This is a genomic window from Streptomyces hygroscopicus (genome assembly GCF_026168105.1).
Taxonomy (GTDB): Bacteria; Actinomycetota; Actinomycetes; order Streptomycetales; family Streptomycetaceae; genus Streptomyces; species Streptomyces hygroscopicus_D.
The window spans coordinates 64,609-90,999 of sequence record NZ_LBMW01000004.1; the positions used below are offsets into that span (position 1 = coordinate 64,609).

24 protein-coding genes and 2 pseudogenes are annotated in these 26,391 nt (G+C 70.8%); 14 read left to right on the forward strand and 12 right to left on the reverse strand.

Features of this window, described 5'->3' with window-relative positions:
* Positions 1-2 precede the first annotated feature (2 nt).
* Positions 3-1,448, reverse strand: a complete 1,446-nt coding sequence (xylB, locus tag AAW14_RS05615; protein WP_265560493.1) for a xylulokinase — start codon at positions 1,446-1,448, stop codon at positions 3-5.
* Positions 1,449-1,644: 196 nt separating this feature from the next.
* Here xylB and xylA point away from each other — a divergent pair, with 196 nt between their 5' ends.
* From xylA to AAW14_RS05630, 3 genes are all read left to right on the forward strand, one after another.
* Positions 1,645-2,811, forward strand: coding sequence for a xylose isomerase (xylA, locus tag AAW14_RS05620; protein ID WP_265560495.1), 1,167 nt, complete (start codon positions 1,645-1,647; stop codon positions 2,809-2,811).
* Positions 2,812-2,942: 131 nt separating this feature from the next.
* On the forward strand, positions 2,943-3,371 hold the full coding sequence (locus AAW14_RS05625; protein ID WP_265560497.1) for a hypothetical protein: 429 nt from the start codon (positions 2,943-2,945) through the stop codon (positions 3,369-3,371).
* Between the two features lie 124 nt (positions 3,372-3,495).
* Entirely contained in the window at positions 3,496-3,678 is a 183-nt protein-coding gene (locus tag AAW14_RS05630; protein WP_265560499.1) for a hypothetical protein, read from the forward strand.
* Positions 3,679-3,697: 19 nt separating this feature from the next.
* Here AAW14_RS05630 and AAW14_RS05635 read toward each other — a convergent pair whose 3' ends face one another.
* The 3 genes from AAW14_RS05635 to AAW14_RS05645 form a co-directional block, all read right to left on the reverse strand.
* Positions 3,698-5,074, reverse strand: coding sequence for a tannase/feruloyl esterase family alpha/beta hydrolase (locus AAW14_RS05635; protein WP_265560501.1), 1,377 nt, complete (start codon positions 5,072-5,074; stop codon positions 3,698-3,700).
* A 163-nt stretch (positions 5,075-5,237) separates the two neighbouring features.
* Positions 5,238-6,113: a hypothetical protein gene (locus AAW14_RS05640; protein WP_265560503.1), complete on the reverse strand. Its 876-nt coding sequence runs from the start codon at positions 6,111-6,113 to the stop codon at positions 5,238-5,240.
* Positions 6,114-6,236: 123 nt separating this feature from the next.
* Positions 6,237-6,533, reverse strand: coding sequence for a hypothetical protein (locus tag AAW14_RS05645; protein ID WP_265560506.1), 297 nt, complete (start codon positions 6,531-6,533; stop codon positions 6,237-6,239).
* A 97-nt stretch (positions 6,534-6,630) separates the two neighbouring features.
* Here AAW14_RS05645 and AAW14_RS05650 point away from each other — a divergent pair, with 97 nt between their 5' ends.
* Positions 6,631-7,536 carry an oxygenase MpaB family protein gene (locus AAW14_RS05650; protein WP_265561018.1) on the forward strand — a complete coding sequence of 302 codons (906 nt, stop codon included), beginning with the start codon at positions 6,631-6,633 and terminating at the stop codon, positions 7,534-7,536.
* Between the two features lie 51 nt (positions 7,537-7,587).
* Positions 7,588-7,972: pseudogene (locus AAW14_RS05655) on the forward strand (alpha/beta hydrolase); the annotation flags it as partial.
* 17 nt (positions 7,973-7,989) lie between these two features.
* Here AAW14_RS05655 and AAW14_RS05660 read toward each other — a convergent pair.
* A pseudogene (locus AAW14_RS05660) lies at positions 7,990-8,574 on the reverse strand (class I SAM-dependent methyltransferase); the annotation flags it as partial.
* 152 nt (positions 8,575-8,726) lie between these two features.
* Between AAW14_RS05660 and AAW14_RS05665 the strand changes: the two are divergent.
* From AAW14_RS05665 to AAW14_RS05685, 5 genes are all read left to right on the forward strand, one after another.
* A complete protein-coding gene (locus AAW14_RS05665; RefSeq protein WP_265560508.1) occupies positions 8,727-9,500 on the forward strand; it encodes an MHYT domain-containing protein in 774 nt (257 codons plus the stop codon).
* Between the two features lie 43 nt (positions 9,501-9,543).
* On the forward strand, positions 9,544-12,063 hold the full coding sequence (locus AAW14_RS05670; RefSeq protein ID WP_265560510.1) for a nitrate- and nitrite sensing domain-containing protein: 2,520 nt from the start codon (positions 9,544-9,546) through the stop codon (positions 12,061-12,063).
* Complete coding sequence (locus AAW14_RS05675) at positions 12,060-12,497, forward strand: roadblock/LC7 domain-containing protein (RefSeq protein WP_265560513.1); 438 nt, start codon at positions 12,060-12,062, stop codon at positions 12,495-12,497. Before AAW14_RS05670 ends, AAW14_RS05675 begins: the two co-directional genes overlap by 4 nt.
* Positions 12,498-12,516: 19 nt before the next feature.
* Positions 12,517-12,930: a DUF742 domain-containing protein gene (locus AAW14_RS05680; RefSeq protein WP_265560515.1), complete on the forward strand. Its 414-nt coding sequence runs from the start codon at positions 12,517-12,519 to the stop codon at positions 12,928-12,930.
* A gap of 199 nt (positions 12,931-13,129) precedes the next feature.
* Positions 13,130-13,735 carry a GTP-binding protein gene (locus tag AAW14_RS05685; protein ID WP_265560517.1) on the forward strand — a complete coding sequence of 202 codons (606 nt, stop codon included), beginning with the start codon at positions 13,130-13,132 and terminating at the stop codon, positions 13,733-13,735.
* A 3-nt stretch (positions 13,736-13,738) separates the two neighbouring features.
* Here the strand turns inward: AAW14_RS05685 and AAW14_RS05690 are convergent, their stop codons facing one another.
* Positions 13,739-14,167 carry a PPOX class F420-dependent oxidoreductase gene (locus tag AAW14_RS05690; RefSeq protein WP_265560519.1) on the reverse strand — a complete coding sequence of 143 codons (429 nt, stop codon included), beginning with the start codon at positions 14,165-14,167 and terminating at the stop codon, positions 13,739-13,741.
* A gap of 93 nt (positions 14,168-14,260) precedes the next feature.
* Between AAW14_RS05690 and AAW14_RS05695 the strand changes: the two genes are divergently transcribed.
* Both AAW14_RS05695 and AAW14_RS05700 read left to right on the forward strand, forming a co-directional pair.
* On the forward strand, positions 14,261-14,674 hold the full coding sequence (locus tag AAW14_RS05695) for a roadblock/LC7 domain-containing protein (RefSeq protein ID WP_265560521.1): 414 nt from the start codon (positions 14,261-14,263) through the stop codon (positions 14,672-14,674).
* A 300-nt stretch (positions 14,675-14,974) separates the two neighbouring features.
* Positions 14,975-16,063 carry a DUF6397 family protein gene (locus AAW14_RS05700; RefSeq protein ID WP_265560522.1) on the forward strand — a complete coding sequence of 363 codons (1,089 nt, stop codon included), beginning with the start codon at positions 14,975-14,977 and terminating at the stop codon, positions 16,061-16,063.
* A gap of 49 nt (positions 16,064-16,112) precedes the next feature.
* On the opposite strand, the gene AAW14_RS05705 is transcribed toward AAW14_RS05700, so the two are convergent.
* The gene (locus AAW14_RS05705; RefSeq protein WP_265560524.1) at positions 16,113-16,985 is read right to left on the reverse strand and encodes an acyl-CoA thioesterase; all 873 of its coding nucleotides are present in this window, start codon (positions 16,983-16,985) and stop codon (positions 16,113-16,115) included.
* Between the two features lie 19 nt (positions 16,986-17,004).
* Complete coding sequence (locus AAW14_RS05710) at positions 17,005-19,518, reverse strand: DEAD/DEAH box helicase (protein ID WP_265560526.1); 2,514 nt, start codon at positions 19,516-19,518, stop codon at positions 17,005-17,007.
* A gap of 145 nt (positions 19,519-19,663) precedes the next feature.
* Here AAW14_RS05710 and AAW14_RS05715 point away from each other — a divergent pair, with 145 nt between their 5' ends.
* A complete protein-coding gene (locus AAW14_RS05715; protein WP_265560529.1) occupies positions 19,664-20,458 on the forward strand; it encodes a metal-dependent hydrolase in 795 nt (264 codons plus the stop codon).
* Between the two features lie 143 nt (positions 20,459-20,601).
* Here the strand turns inward: AAW14_RS05715 and AAW14_RS05720 are convergent, their stop codons facing one another.
* The 4 genes from AAW14_RS05720 to AAW14_RS05735 form a co-directional block, all read right to left on the reverse strand.
* Entirely contained in the window at positions 20,602-20,877 is a 276-nt protein-coding gene (locus AAW14_RS05720) for a type B 50S ribosomal protein L31 (RefSeq protein WP_265560531.1), read from the reverse strand.
* A gap of 28 nt (positions 20,878-20,905) precedes the next feature.
* Positions 20,906-21,376: a DUF5709 domain-containing protein gene (locus AAW14_RS05725; RefSeq protein ID WP_265560534.1), complete on the reverse strand. Its 471-nt coding sequence runs from the start codon at positions 21,374-21,376 to the stop codon at positions 20,906-20,908.
* A 260-nt stretch (positions 21,377-21,636) separates the two neighbouring features.
* Positions 21,637-23,454, reverse strand: a complete 1,818-nt coding sequence (locus tag AAW14_RS05730) for an ABC transporter ATP-binding protein (protein ID WP_265560535.1) — start codon at positions 23,452-23,454, stop codon at positions 21,637-21,639.
* Positions 23,451-25,259: an ABC transporter transmembrane domain-containing protein gene (locus tag AAW14_RS05735; RefSeq protein ID WP_265560537.1), complete on the reverse strand. Its 1,809-nt coding sequence runs from the start codon at positions 25,257-25,259 to the stop codon at positions 23,451-23,453. Before AAW14_RS05735 ends, AAW14_RS05730 begins: the two co-directional genes overlap by 4 nt.
* 274 nt (positions 25,260-25,533) lie before the next feature.
* Between AAW14_RS05735 and AAW14_RS05740 the strand changes: the two genes are divergently transcribed.
* Entirely contained in the window at positions 25,534-26,349 is an 816-nt protein-coding gene (locus tag AAW14_RS05740; protein ID WP_265560539.1) for a hypothetical protein, read from the forward strand.
* The last annotated feature ends 42 nt before the right edge of the window (positions 26,350-26,391 follow it).

The following is a 26,391-nucleotide window of genomic DNA, read 5'->3' on the forward strand; positions in this document are numbered from 1 at the left end:
CGTCAGCGACGGTCCGGCTCCCGCTCCAGCAGCGGCGCCGCGTCGGAGAGTACCCCGGCGATCCTGGTCAGCGCCGCCTCGTCCCGCTCGACGGCCTGAAGCACCGGCCCGCGGGCGGTGTCCCAGCGCCGGGCAACGGCGGCGGGGTCCTCGCCCGTCAGCAGTCCGGCGGCCTGGGCGGCGGCGCCGAGCGCCACCAGCTCCCTCGCCTCCGGCACCTGGACGGAACGGCCCGAAAGGCGCCGTACGGTCTCCTGCCATGCCCTGCCGCGCGCTCCGCCGCCGATGAGCAGCAATGGAGCCGCCCGGTCCGCGTCCGGGTCGAGCACCAGGTCGAGGGCGCCCAGCAGCGAGTGCACCGCGCCGTCGTAGGCCGCCTGCAGCAGCTGTCCGGCCGTCGTGTCGTGCCGCAGTCCGTGCAGCAGTCCCGAGGCGTGCGGGAGCGCCGGGGTACGCTCGCCGTCGAGGTAGGGGAGCAGAGTCACCCCTGCGCCGGGCTCGACGGCCTCGCGGTCCAGGCCAAGGAGCGAGGCGATCCGGTCGACGGCGAGTGTGCAGTTCAGGGTGCAGGCGAGCGGCAGCCAGTCGCCGTGCGCGTCCGCGAACCCGGCCACGATCCCGGTCGGGTCCGCGGGACGTCGTCTCGAGACCGCGTACACGGTGCCGGAGGTTCCCAGGCTCAGCACCGCCGTCCCGGGGCGTAGTCCGAGGCCCATCGCGGCCGCCGCGTTGTCACCGGTGCCCGGTGCGACCAGGGTGCCTCTGGAGAACGGCAGGTCGTGGGCGTCGCGCACCGTCCCGGCCACCTCACCGGGCCGCACCACCCGCGGCAACAGCGCGGGGTCGAGCCTCACGTGCGCGAGGATCTCCTCGTCGTACGACTCCGTCGCGGACGCCCACCAGCCGGTCCCCGAGGCGTCGCCGCGGTCGGTCGTGCCCTGACCGGTGAGGCGTTCGGTCAGATAGTCGTGGGGCAGTCGCACGGCCTGGGTCGCGCGCACGGACTCCGGCTCGTTCTCGGCGAGCCAGGCCCACTTGGTGACCGTGAAGGAAGGGCCGGGCACGCTTCCCGTGCGTTCCGCCCAGGCCTTGGGGCCGCCCAGCTCCTCCACCAGCCGGCGGGCCTGCGGCGCCGACCGCACGTCGTTCCACAGCAGGGCCGGGCGCACGGGGTCGCCCTGCGCGTCCAGTGTGACCAGGCCGTGCTGCTGGCCACCGATCGACACCGCGGAGGCCTCGTGAGCCGCCTCGCCGCACTGGTGCAGGGCCTCGCACAGGGCGTCCCACCACTGGCGCGGATCACTCTCGCGGCTCGCGCCCGACGAGACGGTGTGCGGCGCCTGGCCGCTCGCCACCACCTGTCCGGTCGACGCGTCGACGACCAGGACCTTGGTGGACTGGGTGGACGAGTCCACCCCGACGACGAGCGGACCCTCGGCTGCTGACATCGGGTTCTCCCTCTTCCGCGGCTCGCGGGATCTGGCCGGTCGGGGGCGTGCCCGGACCGGCGCGGCCCGGGTGCGCCCATCGTCACCGTACGAAGCCTCCGTACGAGGACACATCGTCTCTTCCCAGAGATGCCTCCGCATACTAATTTGTTAAGCGCCCTGACGAAATAGTGTCCAGCGAGCAAGGAGCCGCGGCATGAGCTACCAGCCCACCCCCGAGCACAGGTTCACCTTCGGACTGTGGACCGTCGGCTGGCAGGGCAGGGACCCGTTCGGCGACGCCACCCGGCCTGCCCAGGACCCGGTGGAGACGGTGCGGCGCCTCGCCGATCTCGGGGCGTACGGTGTGACCTTCCACGACGACGACCTGATCCCCTTCGGGTCCTCGGACAGCGAGCGGGAGGGGCACATCAAGCGCTTCCGGCAGGCCCTCGACACAACCGGGATGACCGTGCCGATGGCCACCACCAACCTCTTCACGCACCCCGTCTTCAAGGACGGCGCGTTCACCGCCAACGACCGCGACGTCCGTCGCTACGCCCTGCGCAAGACCATCCGCAACATCGATCTTGCGGTGGAGCTGGGCGCGCAGACATACGTCGCCTGGGGCGGCCGGGAGGGCGCCGAGTCCGGAGCGGCCAAGGACGTGCGCGTCGCACTCGACCGAATGAAGGAAGCCTTCGACCTCCTCGGTGAGTACGTCACCTCCCAGGGCTACGATCTGCGCTTCGCCATCGAACCGAAGCCGAACGAGCCGCGAGGCGACATCCTGCTGCCCACGGTCGGCCACGCCCTCGCCTTCATCGAGCGCCTGGCGCGCCCCGAGCTGTACGGCGTCAACCCCGAGGTGGGCCACGAGCAGATGGCCGGGCTCAACTTTCCGCACGGCATCGCCCAGGCCCTGTGGGCGGGCAAGCTCTTCCACATCGACCTCAACGGCCAGTCCGGCATCAAGTACGACCAGGACCTGCGCTTCGGCGCAGGCGACCTGCGGGCCGCGTTCTGGCTGGTCGACCTCCTGGAAAGCGCCGGTTACAGCGGACCGCGCCACTTCGACTTCAAGCCGCCGCGGACCGAGGACCTCGACGGCGTGTGGGCGTCGGCGGCGGGCTGCATGCGCAACTACCTCATTTTGAAGGAGCGTTCGGCTGCCTTCCGTGCGGACCCCGAGGTCCGGCAGGCCCTGCGCGCCTGTCGTCTCGACCAGCTGGCGCAGCCGACCGCCGCCGACGGGCTCGATGCGCTCCTCGCGGACCGGGGCGCCTTCGAGGAGTTCGACGTGGAGGCGGCCGCCGCACGCGGGATGGCCTTCGAGCACCTGGACCAGCTGGCCATGGACCATCTGCTGGGCGCGCGCGGCTGATCACCGGCTGCCGTGCCGAGTGGCGGCCCTTCGCGCGGAATGTTCAGGAACCATGCGGTTCATGGCATGAGTCCGCATCAACTGCCGCGCGGGGGTCGCGCCATGACCGGCCGGAGGGGACTCTTGACGGTATGGCCACACCGCCCATGCCGCCTCGTCCGCCGGGAGACATGCCGCCCGGGAACCATGACGGGTTCGGCCCGCCGCCCGGGCCGTCGCCGGGGTTGCCAGGCGGCTCAGGCCCTCGTCGCAACAGCCTCTTCCTCGCCCTCGCCGTGATCGTCGCCCTGGGGATCGTCGCCGTGGTCCTGGTGGTGAACAGAGGCGGCGGGTCGTCGCAGCGGAAGCAGCCCGGCGAGAGCAGCCCGAGCCGCTCGGCCGTCCCGTCCCTGGGCATCCCGTCGGAACTGCCCACCACGCTGCCCACCGCACTCCCCACCGCACCCCCCACCGCGCTGCCCTCGAAGCTCCCGTCCGCGCTTCCGACGAGCCTGCCGCCAGGCTTCCCGAGCGAGGTCCCGAGCGACATCGCATCGTTCTTCTCGGCCCCGGCGGCATAAGGTGTTTGTCAGGGCCGCCTGAGGGTCCCGGTTCAGGGTTGTATCAGGGTCGCGGGCGGAACCGGGCGTGCCACGCACCCGTTCTCAGCACAGAGAGTGGCAGTGGCCGCGAAGGAGGCGACACATGTCGAAGAACGCGAAGATCGCCGCAGGGGGAGTGCTGGCCGGACTGATCCTGTGGATCTGGCTGCCCTGGTGGGCCGCCCTCCTGATCGTTCTGGGAGTCCCGACGGCCGCATACCTCACGCTGGATCCCTCGCAGCGGCGGAGGCTGCGCCGCGTGGCGCGCAAGGAACTCGGCCGCTGAAGGGCCGCCGCCCGGCGCCCTAGCGGCCCGCCGCGTCCCCCGTCAGTGCACAGGAGTCGACCACGTCGCCGCTCGCGGGCCTTCCGACGCTACGGTCCGCGGGCGGCCGCTCGCCCCGCTCCACCCATGCGGTGAGCGCGTCGAAGGCCGCCCGGTAACAGGGCAGGATCGGCCGCAGCCGCCCGGGAAAGAGGTCGTACAGCCCGTCCACGTGGGTGCCGCCCTCGATGGTGTAGTACCGATGCAGCGGCCCGCGCCCGCTCTCCTCGACCATGCGTGCGTAGACGTCCGAGTCCGTGGCCTTGGGCAGGAGGGAGTCCAGGTCGCCGTGCAGAGTGATCAGCGGCTTGCCGATCCGCCCGGTGAGGGCGACCCTGGCCACCGCGCGATGCACGGACGCGGGACGCGCCGCATAGTCGTACGCCGCGTCCGAGGGGCAGGGTGCCAGGATCTGCTCGGCCGTCGACCCGGCGGACGCACCGGGACAGGCGCTGTCGTAGCCGGGGTCGAACTCGGCACGGTAGATCTTCTGCGTGACACCCCAGTACGCCTTCTCGTGGTACGGCCACAGGAACTCGGAGCCGCGTGCGAATCCCGCCGCATACAGGTCCTCGTCCCGCGCCGAACCGAACATCCGGGCCACGGTCACGGGCAGTGACATCAAGAGGTTCGGGCCGTCGGCCGTCCAGAGGGCGCCCTCCCAGTCCACACCGCCGTCGTACAGCTCGGGGTGGTCCTCCAGCTGCCAGCGCGTGAGATACCCGCCGTTGGAGATCCCGGTTATGTACGTGTGCCGGGGAGCGTGGCCGTAGCGCTGGGCCACCGTGCGCCTGGCGGCGAGCGTGAGCTGCGTCGTGCGCCGGTTCCACTCGGCGACGGCGTCGCCGGGGCGCGTTCCGTCGCGATAGAAGTCCGGTCCGCTGTTGCCCTTGTCGGTGGCCGCGTACGCGTAGCCCTGGGCGAGCACCCGGTCGGAGATCGCCGTGTCGGTCGCGTACTGCCTGCGCGTTCCGGGGGCGCCCGTGACGACCAGGCCTCCGTTCCACCGGTCGGGCAGCCGGATGACGAACTGGGCGTCGTGTCGCCAGCCGTGTGTGGGGTTGAGGTGTGAATCGTCCGGGAAGTACCCGTCGATCTGCAGTCCCGGCACATGGGACGGATTGCGGGCCGCCCGGGAGGTCAGTCCCGCCTGGTCGGTCATGTCCGTGTAGGGCGTTCCCGCCAGCCCGGATGTCGTCAAGTCGTCCAGACAGGCGCTCTGCTGGAGTGCCGCGCCCGGGACCCGTACCCGCTCCTGCCGTTCGCAGTGGCCGACGCCCACGGCCGCCGAGGGGCCGGTGAGAGCCGAGGCCGCGAGGGCGGCGGCGAACAGCACGATGCTTCGGGACAGGCGCATGGGGGCCTCCGGGAGACGAGGGGAGGGCGGGGCTGCCCATGCTGCGACCGGTGGAAGCCCGCCGACCATAGAGGCGGGCCATATGAGCGCGGTCGGCCGTATGGGGGTTCACAACGCAACCTGCCTACGGAGCCCTTCCCCCTTCACACCGGGTTCCGCGGCCTCAGAGCGGGCGTACCGCCGCCTTGTCGAGTGCCTCCAGCAGCCCGGGCAGCTCCGGTCCCCGGCCCACTGGGACAACCTCGCCGGGCTCCTCGTCGAGGAGGATGAACGCGATGTCGTCGGTCCTGGCCACCATGGACCAGCCGGGCCCGTCGACGCGAAGGGTGCGTGCGTCGCCGGGTGCGAACGTGGAGCGGATACGGCCGAGGGGCGGGGGAGAGTCCGCGTACGCATGCGCCTCCCTGAGGGCGCGGCGGACGCCGCTGCGGATCGTGCTGCCGGCCTCGCTCTCGCCCTCGGCCGTCTCCGTGCCCGCCCCCTTGGCCTCCGCCCGTTCCACGTCCGCCTGCTGTGCCCCGGCGTCTGCGGGTGCGAAGTCGGCATCGCTGATCTGCTCGCGCCACACGGTCCACTGGAGCGCGATCTGATCGGCCCCGAGGCGCCGTTGTGCGGGGCCCCATGTGTCGGTGTCCACAGGACGGAGCGGCTCTTGGTCGGCGAGTTCGGGGGCCGGGTCGTGCGGGGCGGGCACGCCGGGCGCCGCGACCGCCACGGCCAGCGGCCAGCCCGGCAGCGCGGTCACGACCGTCCGCTCGTCGGGCGACAAGTCGTACTCCATACCGCAGTCCCAGGAGGCGATCGCCACAGCCACCAGCGAGACGTCGTCGATGACCACCGTCCAGCGCGCACCGTCGCCGTCCTGGCCGAGGACGAGGCCGTACCCGTCGGCCACAGCAGGCAGGTCGAGCGCCGCGCAGGCCTCCGGATAATCGTCGCCGAGCACGCTCGGGAACTGCGCGGGCGTCAAAAGAATCGCCGTCAGCACATACAGCGCGTCGTCCTCGGCGGCGACGGCCTCCTCGTCTGTCCCGGCCATGCCATCCTCCCGATCCGTTTCTTCGTCGGCGCACCCTAATGCGCCCGTCGGCCCGTTGTCACGACTGCGAATCACATGAGGTCGGGCCGGGCAGCGGCGGAAACGGCCGGGCGGAGGCCCGCGTCAGACGGCGGGCAGGCCGAGGAGGGTGCGCGCGACGGTCCGCGGTGACTCGTCGCGCTCCCGCGCGAGGGCGATGACCGCCCGGCACGCCAGCTCGTTCACACCGAACGACAGGGCCTCCGGCGACACCCATGCGACGGCTTCCTCCATGCGGTCCTGGTCGTCCTCGGCGCACGCCGAGACATAGGCGGCGGCCGCTTCGAAGAGGTTGTGCGCGCGCTTCTCACCGCCCGTGGTCGCCTCCGCGCGCAGGGACTTGACGAATCTGCCGACGGACTCGCGGATCCTGCCGAACATGCCGGGCCGCCTTCCCCTGTGTCGTTTCCTCGCCGACGTGCATCTGCTGTTCTTCAACGTAGAGTTGGACCCGCGACGGCAGAAGGGGGACGAAACGGTGAAGCGCTTCGAGCGGCTCGAACGGATCCAGCGCCTGGACCCGGAGAAGGACGCTCTGGAGATCTACCAGCTCAGTGCCGCGTACGAGTTCCCCTGGGACTACACGCGCGCCCTCGAACTCGCCCTCTATCGCACCTACGCGGTTCCCGCCATCGGCCGACTGCTCGCCGAGACCGCGGAGCTCACGGACCGCACACAGAAGCGCTACGACGACACCGCGTTGCTCCTCGACACGGTTCTCGAGCACGGCTTCGACAGCGACGAGGGCCGCACCGCGATCCGCCGCATCAACCAGATGCACCGCAGTTACGACATCGGCAACGAGGACATGCGATACGTGCTCTGCACCTTCGTGGTGATGCCGAAGCGGTGGATCGACGCCTATGGCTGGCGCAGGCTGTCCCGCCACGAGACGATCGCTTCCGTCGTGCACTACCGCACTCTGGGGCGCCACATGGGAATCAAGGACATCCCGGAGACGTACGAGGAGTTCGAGGGCTGTCTCGACGCCTACGAGGGGGCCCACTTCGCCTGGGACCCGCAAGCGCGCCGTGTGTCGGACGCGACCCTGGACCTCATGGCCTCCTGGTACCCGCGCCCGCTCGCACCGCTCCTGCGCCGGGTGACACTCTCCCTGCTCGACGATCCGCTCCTGCGGGCCTTCCGCTATGAGCCGCCGGGCGCCGCCACGCGCGCGTTGGTGCGCCGCACGGTCCGCGCCCGTGGCCGTCTCGTCCGTCTCATGCCACCGCGCCGCGCTTCGCACTTCGCACGGCAGAACTGGGAGATCAAGGGCTACCCGAACGGCTATCGCGTTGCCGACCTGGGCACATATCCGGTCCCCGGCATGAAGGGCTGCCCCGTCCGGCAGGCGAGGCCGTCAGCCACCACGCCCTCCGAGTGAGTCGAGGGTCGTTCGCAGCCGGCCCGGCCCGGCCCGGGGCGTGGCCCGGGCGATGTCGACCAGAACCCGCCGGCCGACGCGGGCAGCAGCGGCACAGCCACGTATTCGGAAGACGAATACGTGGAAAACGGCGGTCACGCGCGTGTGCTCGAGAAGATCGGTCCCGCCTGGGCGGCGACCATGCGCCTCGCCGACCCGCGCAACCTGCACCGCACGGCGACCAACCTCACGCGTGGTACGAACCCCACGATGCGCCGCATGCTCGAGGGCCTGAAGGCGGATCGCGTCTACCTCCAGGGCGAACTGAGCGGTGCGCTCGACGGCAGGGAAGGCCTGGAGTCCGCGGGAGTCCGCGTGGTGTCCGTACCCGGCGCCGGACACAACGTCATGTTCGACAGTCCCGATTCTGGTGGCCGAGGTGGCGGGGCGCGGTTGAGGCTCACCCCTCCCGGAGGCCAGGGCGAGGAAACGGGCGTCCTCGTCCAGGTACGACGTCATGCGCCAGCCGGAGCCGGCAAGCAGGGGACCGAGGTTGGACTCGGCGCGCAGATCGTCGGGGGTGATCTGCCGGCCCTGACGGGCCGCGAGGGCCGCCCGGCCGATCGGATGGAAGAGCGCGAGCAGGCCACCGGGCCGCACAACGCGCGCCAACTCCCGGAGGTTCTCGGCCGGGTGGGGGAGATGCGCGATCAGACCCGCCGCGAACACCGCGTCGAGGGACTGCGAACGCAGGGGAAGCGCGGCCACGTCGGCCAGCAGCAACCGCCCGTCGCGGTCCCGTCCGGCCCGTACCGCGGTCGCCAGCATCGCCGGGGTCAGATCAGCCCCCAGGACCACACCGGAGGGCCCCACGGCCGCACGCAGGGGCGTGAGGGCCCGGCCCGTTCCGCAGCCCGCGTCGAGTACGCGGTCACCCTCGCGCAGCCGCAGAGCGGCCACCGCGGCGGCGTACGCCGGGCCGTCGTCGGGAAACCGCGTGTCCCAGTCGGCTGCGCGGGCGGCGAAGAACTCCTGGACGTGTGTGTGATCGTCGCTCATGCTCCGCATGATTCCTCACCTTCACGAAGGATGTCGCGGCGCACACGTTCGAGCGGGACGCGATCGTTCCAGGGCTCCCCTTCGTCAGATTCCAACAGCTTTCGAAATGCGCCCCCACCGTGCGCCCATGCCCCCGCTAGCGTCCCGGGGCCATGGGACATCTGGACCACGCCACCTTCGGCTGGCTGACCCCCGTGCTGTCGTACGTGATGGCATGCATAGGCGCCGCTCTGGGGCTGCGCTGCACTGTCCGCGCGCTCGGCGCCACCGGCAGGTCGCGGCGCAACTGGCTCGTCACCGCGGCCTCGGCCATCGGCACCGGCATCTGGACCATGCACTTCGTGGCGATGCTCGGCTTCGGCGTCACCGGCACCGAGATCCGCTACGACGTGCCGCTGACCATCCTCAGCCTGCTCGTCGCCGTGGTCGTCGTCGGCGTCGGCGTCTTCGCCGTCGGCTACAGCCGGGACCGGGCCCGAGCTCTCTTCCTCGGCGGACTCACCACCGGCCTCGGCGTCGCGAGCATGCATTACCTGGGCATGGCGGCGCTGCGGCTGCACGGAGCGGTGCACTACGACCCGGTACTCGTGGGGCTGTCCGTGCTGATCGCCGTGGTCGCGGCGACCGCGGCCCTGTGGGCGGGCCTCAACATCAAGTCGCCCGTCGCGGTCACCGTCGCCTCGCTCGTCATGGGGGCTGCCGTCAGCAGCATGCACTACACCGGGATGTTCGCGGTGAGCGTGCAGGTCACACCGTCCGGCGCGGCCCTGCCCGGGGCCACGGCGATGCAGTTCATCTTCCCCCTCGCCGTCGGCCTCGGGTCCTATCTCTTCCTGACCTCGGCGTTCGTCGCGCTGTCGCCGACCACCGGGGAGCGCGAGGCCTCCGCGTCCGCCCAGCGACCGGTCGAGACCGCGGCCCGCTGAGCGCCGGCCCGGGACGACACGCCACACACCGAGCGAGGAGGCCATGCGAACACCCCGCAGGACACGCAGCCCAGGCGACGAACCGCCACTCCGGACCCCGGTGCGGGGCCGCCGCGCGCACGCCGGGCCACCCGCCGATGAACGCACGAGGACCGACGAGCCCGGCGGCCCGGAACCGACCCGCACACACATGCGAGCGGGAAGGTGGCGCCTGCGCCCCCGCACCGTCCGTGCGAAGATCGTCTGCCTGCTGATGGTGCCTGTGATCTCCCTGCTCGCCCTGTGGGCGTACGCCACCGTGAGCACCGCCCAGGACATGGCGCGGCTGCGCCAACTCCAGCGGGTGGACTCCACCGTGCGTGCCCCGCTCGCCGACGCCGTGGCGGCGCTCCAGGACGAACGCGTGGCCGCAGTGCGGTATGCGACCAACCCCGCCGCGCAGCAGCAGAGCGATCTGAAGGCACTCGCCGGCCGCACCGACCAGGACGTGGCCAAGCTGCGGCTCGGAGACCACAACACCGTCGCCGACGGAGCCGACCTCCCCTCCGGAGTGGCCGACCGTCTCGCGGCCTTCGTCACCGCAGCGGAGCGTCTGCGGCCCCTGCGCAACGACGTTCTCGCCCACCGGGCCCGCTGGGACACGACGTACGGGCAGTACACCGAGACCATCGCTGCGGCGTTCGGCGTGGGCGGCGCGCTCACCGGCGTCCAGAACGCCGACCTCGGCTCCGACGCGCGCGTACTGCTCGAGTTCTCCCGCGCAGGGGAGTCGCTCGCCCAGGAGGACGCGGTCCTCTCCAGCGCCCGCCTCGCCAGAACCCTCGACGGCCGACGCCTCAGCATGTTCACCGGCGCCGTCGGCACACGCCGCGCCCTGACCGCGTCCGCCGCCGCCGACCTGCGCGGTTCCGAACGCGCCGCCTGGCGCCACCTCGCGCAGGGCGGAGACTACGCAGACGTCGGCGCCGTCGAGGACAAGGTGCTCTCCGCCCGGCCCGGAACGACGGCCATCGCCGCCGCCCCCGAAGCCGTCTGGAATCCGGCCCACGCGCGCGTGCAGGACGGCATGCGAACCATCGAAGCGGACGCGGGCGGCGGTGTCGCGCGCCGGGCCGACCCGCTCACCCGTGGCGCGCTCAGCCCCGCCGGTGCGGCCGTCCTCTTCGGCCTGGCCGCCGTCGCCGCATCGCTCGTCATCTCCGTACGCATCGGACGCGGACTCGTCATCGAGCTGATCAGCCTGCGCAACAGTGCCCTGGAGATCGCACGCCGCAAACTTCCGCAAGCCATGCGCAAGTTGCGGGCCGGTGAAGAGATCGACGTCGACGCCGAAGCACCGCCCGGACCGCCGGCCGAGGACGAGACCGGGCAGGTCGCCGAGGCACTGGGCACAGTGCACCGCGCCGCCCTGCGCGCCGCCGCGGAGCGCGCGGAACTCGCCAGCGGCATCTCCGGCGTCTTCGTCAACCTCGCCCGGCGCAGTCAGATCCTGGTGCACCGCCAGCTCAGCCTGCTCGACAGCATGGAACGCCGCTCCGACGACCCGAGCGAACTCAGCGACCTCTTCCGCCTCGACCACCTGACCACGCGTATGCGCCGTCACGCCGAGAGCCTCATCATCCTCTCCGGATCCGCACCGGGCCGCGCCTGGCGCATGCCCGTCTCGCTGACCAACGTCGTACGCGCCGCCGTCTCCGAAATCGAGGACTACGCGCGCGTGGAGGTACGACAACTCCCCGACGCCTCCGTGATCGGCGCCGCGGTCGCCGACCTCACGCACCTCCTCGCCGAGATCATCGAGAACGCCGCCCAGTTCTCCCCGCCCCACACACGCGTACGCGTCAGCGGAGAGCCAGTGGGCAACGGGTACGCCCTCGAGGTGGAGGATCGGGGCCTCGGTATGGGCAAGGAGACCCTGGCCGAGGCCAACCGGCGTATCGAACAGTCCGAGGCGCTCGATCTGTTCGACAGCGACCGGCTCGGGCTCTTCGTCGTCAGCAGGCTCGCTTCCAGGCAGGGGATCAAGGTGCATCTGCGGACCTCGCCCTACGGCGGAACGACCGCAGTCGTCCTCCTTCCGACCGCTCTCCTGCACAGCGGCGCGGCGGAACGTTCGACTCGCACGGCGGGCAACGAGCGGCACGAGGAACGTGAGTACGCGCGCGTGACGGCCGACGCGATGCGCACGGAACTCGTCGAACAGGCCTCGGAACGGCCCGCCCTGGTGCGATCCGCCCAGGAAGCGTCCGTCGGCTCCGTACCCCAGAGCCTGCCCCCCGAAGTCGCCACGCTGAGGCTGCACCACCCCGCGGACCACTCCGAGACCTCCGACGACCTTCCACGACGCGTAAGGCAGGCGAGCCTAGCCCCCCAACTGCGCGGAGAACGCGCGGAGGAGCCCCCGACCAGCGCTCGCGGCTCGCGGCCCGACGACGAGCGCACCCCCGAACTCGTACGGGACCGCATGGCGGCATACCGCGCGGGCTGGGCCCGCGGCGGTGGCCGCGTACCCGGTCGAGCTGCCGGTCCCGTTGGTGACAGCAGTGAAGGAGACCCTGCATGATCCAGGACCCGAGCGTGACGACCGGCCACCGGTCGGGCGAAGTCGACTGGCTGCTGGATGACTTGGTGTTGCGCATCGGAGAGGTGCGGCATGCCGTGGTGCTCTCGAACGACGGGCTGGCGGTCGGTGCCTCCACCGACCTCACCCGCGAGGACGCGGAGCACCTCGCCGCCGTCGCCTCCGGCTTCCACAGCCTCGCCAAGGGCGCGGGGCGCCACTTCGGCGCCGGAGGAGTGCGCCAGACGATGGTGGAGATGGAAGACGGCTTTCTCTTCGTGGCGGCCGCCGGCCACGGCTCATGCCTCGCCGTCCTCACCGCCGTCACGGCCGACATCGGCCTGGTGGCGTACGAGATGGCGCGGTTGGTGAAGCGCGTGGGCGAGCATCTCTACACGCCGCCTCGAACGGCCGCGGGTCCACCCGCCGCGCGATGAGCGGCGAGGACGGTCGAAGATGACCGAGGACACGACGGGCGTCCCCTTCCAGCCGGGCAGCCAGTGGTACGACCACGAGGCGGGACCCCTCGTCCGCCCCTACGCGATGACCGGCGGCCGCACCCAACCGGGTCCCTCCGGGGTGCGGTTCGACCTCATCGCCCTGGTGACGCTCGACACCGGGGCGCCGAACGCCGACGACGACACCTCGCTGGGCCCGGAACACCGCGCCCTGATCGAGCTGTGCCGCCGCGAGACACAGTCCGTCGCCGAACTCGCCGCCGGGGCCGATCTGCCCGTGGGCGTCGTCCGCGTGCTCCTCGGCGACCTCCTGGAATCGGGCTGCGTGACGGTCAGCCGTCCCGTACCGCCGGCTCAGTTGCCCGACGAACGGATTCTGCGGGAGGTCATCAAGGGACTGAGGGCCTTGTAAGCCGCGGCCCCGCACCGCACCACACGGGGACGGCCATGCACCCAGTTCCGCATCCATTCGGGCGCCAAATGGGCGAGAGCCGACCACATCGGTCAAATAGCGGTCCAACCACCACAGAGTCAAGCCGCAGTTGTCATGATGCTGAACCGCACGGATGCACTGACGTCGACGTTGTCGGCACTCCCGAGAGAAGTGATCGATGGTCTCCGAGCACTCCGACGCCACCGAGGACGAGATGTCCGCCCTGGCGTTGAAGATTTTGGTCGCCGGCGGATTCGGCGTGGGCAAGACCACCCTGGTGGGTGCGGTCAGCGAGATCAGGCCGCTGCGTACCGAGGAACTGCTCAGCGAAGCCGGTCAGTCCGTGGACGACACCGACGGCGTGGACCAGAAGGTCACGACGACAGTCGCCATGGACTTCGGGCGCATCACGATCCGCTCCGGACTCTCGCTCTACCTCTTCGGCACGCCCGGCCAGGACCGCTTCTGGTTTCTGTGGGACGAGCTCTCCCAGGGTGCCCTCGGCGCCGTCGTCCTCGCGGACACACGACGGCTCGAGGACTGCTTCCCCGCGGTGGACTACTTCGAGCACCGGCGCATCCCCTTCGTGGTCGCCGTCAACTGCTTCCCGGGAGCCCGCGCCTATGGCGCCCATGACGTGTCGCGCGCCCTCGACCTCGACCGGGGCACGCCCGTGGTGCTCTGCGACGCACGCGACCGCGACTCCGGGAAGGAGGTGCTGATCCGCCTCGTCGAGTACGCCGGGCGGATGCACACCGCCCGACTTCTCGACTCCGTCGGCTGACTGCTATTCGGCGACGGCCGAGTACGCCAGCACCTTCTCGATCCGTAGGCGGACGAGGAGTTCTCCCGGAACCCCGTTGCGGGCGCCGAACTCCTCGGCGCGCTCCTCGCCCATGTACCGGCCGCCGAGTCGTGTCGCCCAGTACCGGACCTGCTCGAGGTCCTCGAACAGCTCCGCCCTCCCATGGAGCACCACGAAGCCATACGGCGGACGATCGTCGTCCACGCACAGGGCGACCCGGCCGTCCCTGGCCAGATTCCGCCCCTTCACTGTCTCCTTCCCGGTGTTGAAGACCACGTCGTCGCCGTCCAGCAGGAACCAGATCGGTGCCACATGGGGACTGCCATCGGCACGTACGGTGGCGAGCTTCCCGGTGCGGGTGCCGTGCGAGACGAAGCCCCGCCATTCCTCGTCGGTCATCTTCTGTGCCATGTGCCCATCCTGCTTGCCGGGAGGGCGGCTGTGGTGAAGGCTGGCTGATCGACCCTCCGGCAAGGAGAAGCGACATCACGGGGAGAGCGGACCATGGCGCAGAACACGGAGCTCGGATGGCTCCTGGACGATCTGACCGAGCGCGTGGAACACATACGGCACGCTTTGGTGCTGTCCAACGACGGCTTGGTCACCAGCACCAGCACCGGACTTCGGCGCGAGGACGCCGAGCATCTCGCCGCGGTTTCGTCGGGGCTGCACAGTCTGGCCAAGGGCTCGGGCCGGCACTTCGGCGCAGGTCAGGTGCGCCAGACCATGATCGAATTCGATGACGCGATCCTGTTTGTCACCGCGGCCGGTCCCGGCAGCTGTCTGTGCGTGCTCAGTGCGTCCGAGGCCGACATCGGTCAGATAGCGTACGAGATGACGCTTCTCGTGAACCGAGTCGGGGAGCACCTTGCCGTGGACGAGCGGCAGCAGGAGCGCACACCAACTGTCGACCTCTGAGGGCCGGGACGCACTTCGGCTGAGGTTTCTGGGCGCCGGGACGTACGCCGACTGTTGGCCTTCGAGCGCGGTCGTACTCCGGCTGTGGACCCAGGGTTGAGGACGCGCGTCCGCCGTGCACCGGCGGCTCCAGCCTGTGCCCTTGAGTGCGCCTGCTGTGAGGCAGAGCATCTGACCTGCGGAAACGAACGGAAGACGGAGTTATCCACAGGCAGATTCCGGGATCCGGCGATCCGGCTACGGTTTTTCCGAAGCGGACGCACAAGGCGCTCGCAGCAGACTCCACGGGGGAGAACTGCCATGTCCGGAAACACCGTCACATTCACGATCGCTGAAACGGCCGACGGCGTCGAGGGCGCCGAAGCCCCTGGCGCCTCCACGGGTGCCGCCTCCCGAAGCCCGTCGCTGGCTCCGAGCCGCGCCGCCCGGGAACTGGACCTGAAACGGAGCGAGTTCGACCTCGCCGTGCAGCTCGGATACGTACGAACCATCCCTGGTGGCGGTGGCGGTGGCGGTGGCGGTGGCGGTGGCGGAGGCGGAGGCCGCCGCGTCACGCGCGCGGAGATCGACCGCATCCGCTCCGAGCGCGGCTTCCCCGAGGAGCTCCGGGCGCGGGTCGCGGTCGTGGGTACGAGGGACGGGGCGGCCCTGATGGATGTGACCCCGGGCAGGTTCACCCGGTTCGCCCGCCTGGGCCTGGTGGTGCCGGTGAAGTGGTACCTGAACCGCTATCGCGCCGTGGTCTGGCTGTATCTGGCCGAGGAAGTCAGGCAGTTCGCCGCCGGCCGTGAGAACGCCCGGCTGCTGACCGGCCGCACGCCCGAGGGCCTGCGCGACCAGTTGGACGCCGGACTGGACCTGCGGCCCCGCAACTGGCGCGGGCGCAACCTCGGCTTCCAGCTGCGTCAGACGGAGGACCCATGGGCGAAAGCCGCCGTGCTGGCGTCCCTGCTGGATCCGACACAGGTGGCGGAGATCGTCCGGGATCCGTACGAGCGAGCCCAGCTGACACGCCTGCGGCCCGCACTGCCCGTGCACGGGGAGCCGGACTCACCAGCGGCCCGGATCGCGGTGCGGATCACGACGGCGGAGGACCTGGACGAGATCGGCTGGCTCCGGGCCGACTTGAGGGAGGCGCTCATCGAGGCCCGCCACCATCGGTCCGCCCCGCGACCGTCGCCGCGGGTCCCGGTCGAACGGCCCCCGGAGCAGGAGAGCATCCGTTGGACCACCAGAGCTCCCGAGACCGTGACGCGGTCCGGTACCGGAGACGGCCACAGGTCCGAGGCGCTCACCACGACGGCTGTCACACGTCAGGCGCGGCACGTGCCGAAGGACCCGGTTCGACCGGGCGGCATGTTCGGGTGGCTGCGGCGCGGAAACGCGTGACCGGCGCGGTGTCAGGCGTCCTGCCGGGCACCGGACGCAGCAGGCGCCGTCACCGCTCGAGCCTGCGGAACAGCCCCTCCTGGACGACCGAGACGAGCAGACGACCCTCGAGGTCGTAGATGCGGCCGCGGGCAAGGCCGCGGCCACCCACAGCGATCGGTGACTCCTGGTCGTACAGGAACCACTCGTCGGCGCGGAACGGCCGGTGGAACCACATCGCGTGGTCCAGCGACGCCATGTCGAAGCCCCTCGGACCCCACAACGGTTCGATGGGGATACGGACGGCGTCCAGCAACGTCATGTCGCTCGCGTAGGTGAGCGCACAGGTGTGTACGAGCGGGTCGTCCCCCAGCGGACCGACGGCACGCATCCAGACGGCGCTGCGCGGCTCGGCGTCCTTGATCTCCCCGGCGCTCCAGCGCAGCCGGTCCACATAGCGGATGTCGAAGGGCTGACGCCGCGCCATCCGTTCCAGTGCCTCGGGCAGTGCTCCGAGATGCTCCTTGACTTCCTGCGTCACCGTCGGCAGCGACTCCGGATCCGGCACCTTGCGGGCCGGCGGCAACTGGTGCTCGAAGCTCCCCTCTTCAGGCTTGTGGAAGGAGGCGGTCAAATTGAAGATCGTCCGGCCCTGCTGTACGGCCGTGACCCGGCGGGTCGTGAAGGACCTCCCGTCACGGACCCGCTCGACCTGGTACACGATGGGCACGCCCGGGATGCCCGGGCGCAGAAAGTACGCGTGCAGCGAGTGCACCGGCCGCTCGCCGTCCGTGGTGCGTCCGGCGGCCACCAGCGCCTGTCCGGCCACCTGGCCCCCGAAGACCCGCTGCAGGGACTCCTGGGGGCTGCGGCCACGGAAGATGTTGACCTCGATCTGCTCCAGGTCGAGCAGGTCGACGAGTCTCTCGGCTGGGTTCGTCATGCGTGGGTCTCTCCTGTGCTCACAGCTGGCCGACGTCGGTCACCCGGACGACGGCGCGGCCCTCCGTGTCCGAGGCCGCGAGGTCGATCTCGGCGCTGATGCCCCAGTCGTGGTCGCCGTTCGGGTCGGCGAAGGTCTGCCGGACGCGCCACAGCCCGTGCTCCGGCTCCTCCTCGATCATCAGCAGCTTCGGGCCGCGGGCGTCGGGGCCGGTGCCGAGTTCGTCGTACTCGTCCCAGTACCTGTCCATGGCAGCCCCCCAGGCTTCGGCGTCCCAGCCGGAATCGGCGTCCATCTCGCCCAGCTCCTCGACGTGGTCGAGGGCGGCGAGTTCCACACGGCGGAACATGGCGTTGCGGACCAGGACGCGGAAGGCGCGCGCGTTCGAGGTGATCGGCTTGACCTGGTCGGCCTTCTCCTGGGCCTCCTCGGCCGTCATCTCCTCCGGGTTGGCCAGCTGCTCCCATTCGTCCAGCAGGCTGGAGTCGACCTGGCGCACCATCTCACCGAGCCACGCGATCAGGTCCTCCAGATCGTCGGACTTCAGATCGTCCGGGACGGTGTGATCGAGGGCCTTGTAGGCACTGGCCAGGTAGCGCAGCACGATGCCTTCGGTGCGAGCAAGCTCGTAGAACGAGACGAACTCCGTGAAGGACAGCGCTCGTTCGTACATGTCGCGGATGACCGACTTCGGCGACAGCGGATGGTCGCCGACCCACGGATGGCTCTTTCGGTACGTGTTGTACGCGTGGAAGAGCAGTTCCTCCAAGGGCTTCGGGTACGTCACGTCCTGGAGCCGCTCCATCCGCTCCTCGTAGTCGACTCCATCCGCCTTCATCGCGGCCACGGCCTCGCCGCGCGCCTTGTTCTGCTGGGCGACCAGGATCTGCCGGGGGTCGTCCAGCGTGGACTCGACGACGGAGACCATGTCGAGGGCGTAGGACGGGGACTCCGGGTCGAGGAGTTCGAACGCGGCCAGCGCGAAGGTCGACAGCGGCTGGTTGAGCGCGAAGTCCTGCTGGAGGTCGACCGTCAGACGCACGATACGGCCGGTGGCATCCGGCTCCTCGAGCTTCTCGACGATGCCGCCGTCCAGCAGGGAGCGGTAGATCGCGATGGCACGCCGGATGTGCCGCAACTGCTGCTTGCGCGGCTCGTGGTTGTCCTCCAGCAGATGCCGCATCGCCTCGAACGCATTGCCCGGCCGGGCGATCACCGACAGCAGCATCGTGTGGGTGACCCGGAACCGGGAGGCGAGCGGCTCCGGCTCGGAGGCGATCAGCTTCTCGAAGGTGTTCTCCGTCCAGCCGACGAAGCCCTCCGGTGCCTTCTTGCGCACCACCTTGCGGCGCTTCTTCGGGTCGTCGCCGGCCTTGGCGAGCGCCTTCTCGTTCTCGATGATGTGCTCGGGTGCCTGCGCCACGACGAGGCCTGCCGTGTCGAAGCCCGCGCGCCCGGCGCGGCCCGCGATCTGGTGGAACTCACGGGCGCGCAGGGTGCGTACCCGGCTTCCGTCGTACTTGGTCAGCGCGGTGAACAGCACGGTGCGGATGGGGACGTTGACGCCGACGCCCAGGGTGTCCGTGCCGCAAATAACCTTCAGCAGACCTGCCTGGGCCAGCTTCTCCACCAGGCGGCGGTACTTGGGCAGCATGCCGGCGTGGTGGACGCCGATGCCGTGCCGCACATAACGGGACAGGTTCCGGCCGAACTTGGTGGTGAAGCGGAAGTTGCCGATCAGCTCGGCGATCTCGTCCTTCTCCTCGCGCGAGCACATGTTGATGCTCATCAGCGCCTGGGCCCGCTCCACGGCCTGCGCCTGGGTGAAGTGCACGATGTAGACGGGAGCCTGCCGGGTCTGCAGGAGTTCGGTGAGCGTATCGGTGAGCGGGGTGAGCCGGTACTCGTACGAGAGCGGCACCGGACGGGTCGCCGAACGCACCACCGCCGTCGGCCGGCCGGTGCGGCGAGTGAGGTCCTTCTCGAACATGGAGACGTCGCCGAGCGTCGCCGACATCAGGATGAACTGCGCCTGCGGCAGTTCCAGGATCGGGATCTGCCACGCCCACCCGCGGTCGCCCTCGGCGTAGAAGTGGAACTCGTCCATCACGACCTGGCCGACGTCGGCCTGCCTGCCGTCGCGCAGCGCGATGGACGCCAGGACCTCGGCTGTACAGCAGATCACAGGCGCGTCGGCATTGACGGAGGCGTCGCCCGTCAGCATGCCGACGTTCTCGGTGCCGAAGAGCTTGCACAGCTCGAAGAACTTCTCCGAGACGAGCGCCTTGATCGGCGCGGTGTAGAACGTGACCTGGTCCCGGGCGAGCGCCGCGAAGTGCGCGCCCGCGGCGATCATGCTCTTCCCGGAGCCGGTGGGTGTCGACACGATCACGTTCGTTCCCGAGACCACCTCGATCAGCGCCTCCTCCTGGTGCGGATAGAGGGTGAGGCCGCGCTCCCCGGCCCACGACTCGAAGGCTTCGTAGAGGGCGTCGGGGTCTGCGGTCTGCGGGAGCTGATCGATGAGGGTCACGCCCCCATCTTGCCTGGCCTTGCACCCGATGGGGGAATCGGATGCCGACCCGAAGATCACGAACGCTAGGCTGTGACGCCGACGGCATGTCAGCGCACGCGGACAACTGGACAGCGGGACAAGAGGAATGGGGCGGGAATCGGCCATGATGGGACCAGCACACTCACTGTCGGGGGCCGCGGCCTGGCTGGGAGTCGGAGCGGCCGCTGCTGCTGCGGGTCACCCCATGCCCTGGCCGGTCCTCCTCGTAGGCTCGCTGATCTGCGCGGGTGCGGCCCTGGCCCCGGACCTGGACCACAAGGCGGCCACGATCTCGCGGGCCTTCGGGCCCCTCTCCCGCTGGCTGTGCGAGATCGTCGACAAGCTGTCGTACGCCGTCTACAAGGCGACCAGGAAGCCGGGCGACGCGCGGCGCTCGGGCGGGCACCGCACGCTGACGCACACCTGGCTGTGGGCCGTCCTTATCGGGGCGGGCACCTCCGCGGCGGCCATCACGGGCGGCAGGTGGACGGTGCTGGCCATCCTCTTCGTACACATGGTGCTGGCCATCGAAGGGCTGCTGTGGCGGGCGGCGCGCGGTTCGAGCAGCGATGTGCTGGTGTGGCTGCTCGCCGCGACAAGCGCGTGGATCCTCGCGGGCATACTCGACAAACCAGGAAATGGCTCGCACTGGCTGTTCACGGCGCCGGGCCAGCAGTACCTGTGGCTCGGGCTGCCGATCCTCCTGGGGGCCCTGGTGCACGACATCGGGGACGCCTTGACGGTCTCCGGCTGCCCGATCCTGTGGCCGATACCGTTGGGCCGCAAGCGCTGGTACCCGGTTGGCCCGCCGAAGGTCATGCGCTTCCGGGCGGGCAGTTGGGTCGAGCTCAAGGTGCTGATGCCGGTGTTCATGCTGCTCGGCGGGGTGGGCTGCGCGGCCGCGCTCAACGTCATCTGAGGGCGGTGCCGGTCCGGCGGCCTCTCGGTCCGCCTCCTGGCCGCATCGCTCCTGCTCTCAGCTCCGGGCCCGGACGGGCCGCGGGCACGACCGCCGGCCACTGGCTCTGCGCCGGTGCAGGCTGCCCCCCGGCCCTTGCCGGTTCAGGCCGTGCCGCCCCCGTCGGCCCCCTGGCCCCTACCCCCGTAGCGTCGCTCGAACCGGGCGATGCGCCCCTCCGAGTCCACCGTCCGCGCCTTTCCCGTGTAGAAGGGGTGGCTCTCGGAGGAGATCTCGACATCCACGACGGGGTAGGTCTCGCCGTTGTCCCATTCGATGGTCTGATCGCTGGTCGCCGTGGACCGGGTGAGGAAGGCGTATCCGGCGGCGCGGTCGCGGAAGACGACGGGGCGGTAGCCGGAGTATTTGTCCTGCTGCATGGTGCTCCTTGCATCGCAGGGGTCGGCGTCAGCCGGACAAGGTGTCCTCGTCGACGATGTGCACGGCCGCCTCCTCGGCGGAGGCCGCCGCGCCGTCGATGCCGACGTCGGTGGCGATCAGCCCGGTCTCCTCGTCCTCGTGCGCTCCCTCGTCGGGGGCGACGAGACGGCCGGAGCGGACGTCGCCCACCTCGTTGTCCAGAGGTTCGCCGTCGCTGTCGGGGCTGTCCCCGATGTCGTCTCCGTCCGGGACCGTGATGTCCGGGAGTTCCTCGGCGAGGCGCTCGTCCAGGGTTTCGCCGCGGTGTCCCTCGGCCGCGGTCACGCCCACATGCTCCACCGCCCACGGCCGCTCCGGTGGTGACCAGCCCCGGTCCAGCGGGTCGCTGACTCCGTCGGCGAGCAGGGTGTCCTCGGCGTCGAGCAGTCCCGCGTCGTCCTGCACCTCGGATCCGTCGGGCTGGTAGACGTCGTCTCCCCATCCGTCGGTGCTGTCCACGGGTTACCTCCAGGTGATGCGACGGAACCGGGTGCCGCCGTGCGCGACGGCGCACCTGGGGACCGCTCGGCGCGGGCCGTGCCCCTCCCCAACCGGATGGGTCCGGCACGTCCCCCCGCACCGGTGACACCTCCAGCCTTCCACCCCCCCTCGGCACCGCGCAACGGCAGGGGGGACATGGGGACATCGTGCGTCGGCGGCGCTCCGGGACGGGCGGCCGATCAGGGTTCCCGGACCGCCGCCCTGGCGTGCTGCCGCGCTCACCCGTGCCAGGACCGCCACAGCGCCGCGTAGGCCCCGTCGGCGGCGACCAGCTCGTCGTGGCTGCCCAGCTCACTGATCCGGCCTTCCTCGACGACGGCGATGACGTCGGCGTCGTGGGCGGTGTGCAGCCGGTGGGCGATGGCGACCACCGTGCGGCCGTCCAGGACACGGGCCAGGGAGCGCTCCAGATGACGGGCGGCGCGGGGGTCCAGGAGCGAGGTCGCCTCGTCCAGGACCAGCGTGTGCGGGTCGGCGAGGACCAGCCGGGCCAGTGCGATCTGCTGAGCCTGCGCCGGGGTGAGCGCCAGACCGCCCGAGCCCACCTCGGTGTCCAGCCCGTCGTCCAGGGCGCGCGCCCAGCCGTCCGCGTCCACCGCGCCGAGCGCCGCCCACAGCTCTGCGTCGACGGCGTCCATGGCAGTACCCCCGCTCGAGCGGAGCCGGGAGTGGGGGAGGGCCAGCAGCAGGTTGTCACGCAGGGAGCCCACGAAGACGTGGTGCTCCTGGTTGACCAGAGCCACATGCGAGCGCACCCGCTCGGCGGGCATCCGGGACAGCTCCGCGCCGCCGAGGGTGATCCGGCCGTCCCGGGGAGCGTAGATCCCGGCGAGCAGTCGGCCCAGCGTGGATTTGCCGGCGCCGGAGGGGCCGACCAGGGCGAGCCGGGTGCCGGGCGCCACCTGCAGGGACACCTGGTGCAGTACGTCGACTCCCGCCCGGTAGCCGAAGCGCACCGCGTCGGCTTCGACGGCGCGCCCGTCCGGGGTCAGCGAGTCGTCACCCGTGGCCGGCTCGATGTCGCGGACCCCGACCAGCCGGGCCAGTGACACCTGGGCGACCTGCAGCTCGTCGTACCAGCGCAGGATCAGGCCCACCGGGTCGACGAGCATCTGCGCGATGAGGGCGCCCGTCGTCAGCTGACCCACGCCGATCCAGCCGTGCAGGACGAACACCCCGCCGATCATCAGGACCGAGGACAGGACCGTGACGTGCGTGATGCTGATGATCGGGAAGAGCACCGACCGCAGCCACAGCGTGTAGCGCTCCCACGCCGTCCACTCCTTGATCCGCCGGTCCGAGAGGCCGATGCGCCGGTGGCCGAGGCGGTGGGCCTCGATGGTGCGTCCCGCGTCCACGGTCTCGGCGAGGACGGCGGCCACAGCGGCGTACCCGGCGGCCTCCGAACGGTAGGCCGAGGGCGCGCGCTTGAAGTACCAGCGGCAGCCGATCACCAGCAGCGGCACCGCCACCAGTACCGCCGGAGCGAGCGTCGGAGCCGTCACGGCCAGGCCTCCGACCAGCAGCACCGCCCACACCAGGCCGATGGCCAACTGCGGCACGGCCTCGCGCATGGCATTGGCCAGCCGGTCGATGTCGGTGGTGATCCGGGACAGCAGATCACCGGTCCCGGCCCGTTCCAGGACGCCCGGCGGCAGCCCCACCGACCGTACGAGGAAGTCCTCCCGCAGATCCGCGAGCATCCGCTCGCCGAGCACGGCACCGTGCAGCCGGACCAGCCGTACGAACACGGCCTGGATCACGAGGGCCAGGGCGAACAGTGCGGCGGTGCGCTCCAGATGGAGCTCCCGCGCACCGTTCGACACGCGCTCCACGAGCCCCCCGAGCAGATAGGGTCCCGCCATCGAGGCGACCACGGAGATCGTGTTCACGCCGATGAGCAGCAGGAAGGCCCGCCGGTGCCGGCGGAAGAGTTCGGCCACGTAGGCGCGGACGGTCGTGAGGGCGCCGACGGGCAGGGTGTCCGCCGTGGTCGGGGCCGCCGGGTCGTACGGCGGTGGCGTCACGCCGATCATGCGCTCTCCTCGATCTCTTCCAGTTCTTGCATTTCATCCAGTCCGGCCAGTACGTCGCCGCGTACGGCGGCCTCGTCGTCGGTCTCACGGGTCACGACCGCGCGGTACCGAGGCTCACCGTGCATCAGCTCACTGTGCAGGCCGACCGCGGCGACCTGGCCTTCGTGCACCAGAACGACCCGGTCGGCGCGGTCCAGGAGCAACGGCGACGAGGTGAACAGGACCGTGGTGCGGCCCGCCCGCAGCGAGCGGATCCCCTCGGCGATCCGTGCCTCCGTGTGCGAATCGACCGCGGACGTCGGCTCGTCCAGGACCAGCACCTGCGGGTCCGTGAGCAGCGACCGCGCGAGGGCGAGCCGCTGGCGCTGGCCGCCGGACAGGGACCGGCCGCGTTCGCTGACCCGCGCGTCCATGGGGTCCTCGGCGGTCGGTGACCCCTGCAGCAGCGCCTCCAGGACGTCGGCGCACTGGGCGGCGGCGAGCGCGTCCGCGGCCCTGACCTCGCCCGAAGCGGGCACATCGAGCAGCTCCCGCAGCGAGCCGGACAGCAGCACCGGGTCCTTGTCCTGGACGAGGACGGAGGTACGGGCGGAGTCGAGCGGCAACTCGTCCAGCGCGACACCGCCCAGGAGCACCGAGGTGCCTTCCTCGGCAGGGTGCCCGCCCAGTCGCTCTGCCAGCACGCCCGCCGCGTCCGGATCGCCGCAGACCACGGCGGTGAGCAGCCCCTCGGGCGCAAGCAGCCCGGTCCGGGGGTCATACAGGTCACCGGTCGGCACACTGCCCGCGAGGGAACCGGCGGAGTCCATGGCGCGCTCCAGCGACAGCACCCGGGCCGCACGCCGGGCGGACGGCCGCGAGAAGGAGTACGCCATGGCGATCTCCTCGAAGTGCTGGAGCGGATAGGTGAGCAGCATGACTGCGCTGTACACGGTGACCAGGTCGCCGACCCCGATCCGCCCCTCGTGGGCCAGCTGCACACCGCGCAGGACGACCGCGATCATCAGCAGCCCCGGCAGCAGTACCTGGACCGCCGAGATCAGCGACCACATCCGGGCGCTGCGTACGGCCGCGGTGCGGACCTCCTGCGAAGCCTGGCGATAGCGGTCCAGGAACAGCTCCTCGCCACCGATGCCGCGGAGGACCCTGAGCCCCGCGACGGTGTCCGAGGCCAGTTCGGTCGCGCGGCCCGCCTTCTCGCGCTGCGTGTCGGCGCGCTGGGTCGCGCGCGGCAGCAGCGGCAGCACGGCGAGCGCCAGCACCGGTACGCCCACGGCCACGATGATGCCGAGCGCGGGCTGGTACACGACGAGTCCGACGCAGACCGCCACCACGGTGAGTGCGGCGGCGCTGAAGCGGGAGACGGCCTCGACGAACCAGCCGATCTTCTCGACGTCGCCGGTGGAGACCGCGACGACCTCGCCGGCCGCCACCCGCCGGGTCAGGGCGGAGCCGAGCAGAGCCGTCCTGCGGGCCAGCAGCTGCTGGACCCGGGCGGCCGCGGTGATCCAGTTGGTGACTGCCGTGCGGTGCAGCATGGTGTCGCCCAGTGCGATGCCCGCCCCGCACAGCAGGAGCAGTCCGCCCGTCAGGGCGAGGCGTTCGCCAGACCGTTGGACGACCGCCTCGACGGCGAGGCCGACGCAGAACGGCAGCCCGCAGACGGACAGGAAGTGCAGCAGCCCCCAGGCCAGGGACTTGACCTGCCCGCCCAACTGCTCACGGCCGAGCCACCACAACAACCGGGGACCCGAGCGCGCGTCCGGCACACCCGGGTCGGGATACGGAAGGTCTTGAATATGCATGACGTCCCAGTGGCTCGGGTCAGGGATGGACCGGACCGCGGGCGCGGGAGAGCCGAGCCGGCGCGCCGCGCATCCGCTGATGCCCGTAACAAGCGGTGAAAGGTTCGCCTCGGAGGGTGCTCGCAGGCAAACGATTTTCCTGCCCCGGCGGTGAGATCCGGCCCGGTCCAATGACGCGCTGTCGAAAGCGCGCATATGGACGCAATTGACAAGCAATCACCTTGAGGATGATGTGACGATATGACTTATGCGAACAGGTGGTGTGCATGGCGTGATGGGCTCGCGAGCCGTGGTGGCGGCCTGCGGCCTGCTTCTGATGTCGCTGTCGGCGTGCGGCGGTTCGGAAGGAGACGGGCACCACCGGACGAAGACCGGCGGTGCGGGCGGCAGCTTGGCCGCCGGGAGAGTGCCTGCCCCCGCAGGTGCGGGCGGCCCGACCGGGGAGGCATCCGCCCCCAGGGCCGAACCGAACGTCAAAACCGGGGAAGGGTCCGCTTCCACGATCGAGCCGTGGCGCATCCCGGGCATCGGTGACCGGATGTATTCGCGGATTCCCGCCGACTCGAGCCAGGTCGTGACGGTCTACGGCGACGACAAGGACTCACCGGACTCCACGATCGTGCTCTACACGAAGCAGGGCTCGACCTGGAACGAGGCCGGGCGCTGGCGCGGGCACAACGGCAGGAGCGGCTGGACCGTGGACCACTGGGAGGGCGACCTGCGCAGCCCCGTCGGTGTGTTCACGCTCAGCGCCGCGGGCGGAGTCCTCGAGGATCCAGGTGCCCGGCTGCCCTATGACCAGAACGAGTCCTATGAGGCGCCGGAGGACTGGGGGATGTCGCACTGGAGAGACTTCGACTACGTCATCGCCATCGACTACAACCGGCTTCCGGGCACCCCGCCGGACGATCCGACCCGCCCCGACGGTGACGAGAAGGGCGGCGGCATCTGGATGCACCTGGACCACGGCGACGGCACCTCGGCGTGCATCACTCTGCCGGAGTCCGGCATGGCACACCTGCTGCGCACGCTCGACCCGAACCGGCACCCCATGGTGGTGATGGGGGACAGGGAGAGCCTGAAGGAGTAAACACCCCGGCTGGATCATGGCTCACCCTGCTCGGCTGCCCGG

Coding starts and splice junctions, on each gene's coding strand:
- AAW14_RS05635 (WP_265560501.1), bottom strand. CDS start 5,074: ATGCGCCTGTCCCGAAGCATCGTGCTGTTCGCCGCCGCCCTCGCGGCC.
- AAW14_RS05730 (WP_265560535.1), bottom strand. CDS start 23,454: ATGATCGGCGTGACGCCACCGCCGTACGACCCGGCGGCCCCGACCACG.
- AAW14_RS05735 (WP_265560537.1), bottom strand. CDS start 25,259: ATGCATATTCAAGACCTTCCGTATCCCGACCCGGGTGTGCCGGACGCG.
- AAW14_RS05740 (WP_265560539.1), top strand. CDS start 25,534: ATGGGCTCGCGAGCCGTGGTGGCGGCCTGCGGCCTGCTTCTGATGTCG.
- AAW14_RS05685 (WP_265560517.1), top strand. CDS start 13,130: ATGGTCTCCGAGCACTCCGACGCCACCGAGGACGAGATGTCCGCCCTG.
- AAW14_RS05700 (WP_265560522.1), top strand. CDS start 14,975: ATGTCCGGAAACACCGTCACATTCACGATCGCTGAAACGGCCGACGGC.
- AAW14_RS05720 (WP_265560531.1), bottom strand. CDS start 20,877: ATGCAGCAGGACAAATACTCCGGCTACCGCCCCGTCGTCTTCCGCGAC.
- xylB (WP_265560493.1), bottom strand. CDS start 1,448: ATGTCAGCAGCCGAGGGTCCGCTCGTCGTCGGGGTGGACTCGTCCACC.
- AAW14_RS05690 (WP_265560519.1), bottom strand. CDS start 14,167: ATGGCACAGAAGATGACCGACGAGGAATGGCGGGGCTTCGTCTCGCAC.
- AAW14_RS05675 (WP_265560513.1), top strand. CDS start 12,060: ATGATCCAGGACCCGAGCGTGACGACCGGCCACCGGTCGGGCGAAGTC.
- AAW14_RS05640 (WP_265560503.1), bottom strand. CDS start 6,113: ATGGCCGGGACAGACGAGGAGGCCGTCGCCGCCGAGGACGACGCGCTG.
- AAW14_RS05665 (WP_265560508.1), top strand. CDS start 8,727: ATGGGACATCTGGACCACGCCACCTTCGGCTGGCTGACCCCCGTGCTG.
- AAW14_RS05715 (WP_265560529.1), top strand. CDS start 19,664: ATGATGGGACCAGCACACTCACTGTCGGGGGCCGCGGCCTGGCTGGGA.
- AAW14_RS05625 (WP_265560497.1), top strand. CDS start 2,943: ATGGCCACACCGCCCATGCCGCCTCGTCCGCCGGGAGACATGCCGCCC.
- AAW14_RS05695 (WP_265560521.1), top strand. CDS start 14,261: ATGGCGCAGAACACGGAGCTCGGATGGCTCCTGGACGATCTGACCGAG.
- AAW14_RS05645 (WP_265560506.1), bottom strand. CDS start 6,533: ATGTTCGGCAGGATCCGCGAGTCCGTCGGCAGATTCGTCAAGTCCCTG.
- AAW14_RS05630 (WP_265560499.1), top strand. CDS start 3,496: ATGTCGAAGAACGCGAAGATCGCCGCAGGGGGAGTGCTGGCCGGACTG.
- AAW14_RS05680 (WP_265560515.1), top strand. CDS start 12,517: ATGACCGAGGACACGACGGGCGTCCCCTTCCAGCCGGGCAGCCAGTGG.
- AAW14_RS05670 (WP_265560510.1), top strand. CDS start 9,544: ATGCGAACACCCCGCAGGACACGCAGCCCAGGCGACGAACCGCCACTC.
- AAW14_RS05705 (WP_265560524.1), bottom strand. CDS start 16,985: ATGACGAACCCAGCCGAGAGACTCGTCGACCTGCTCGACCTGGAGCAG.
- xylA (WP_265560495.1), top strand. CDS start 1,645: ATGAGCTACCAGCCCACCCCCGAGCACAGGTTCACCTTCGGACTGTGG.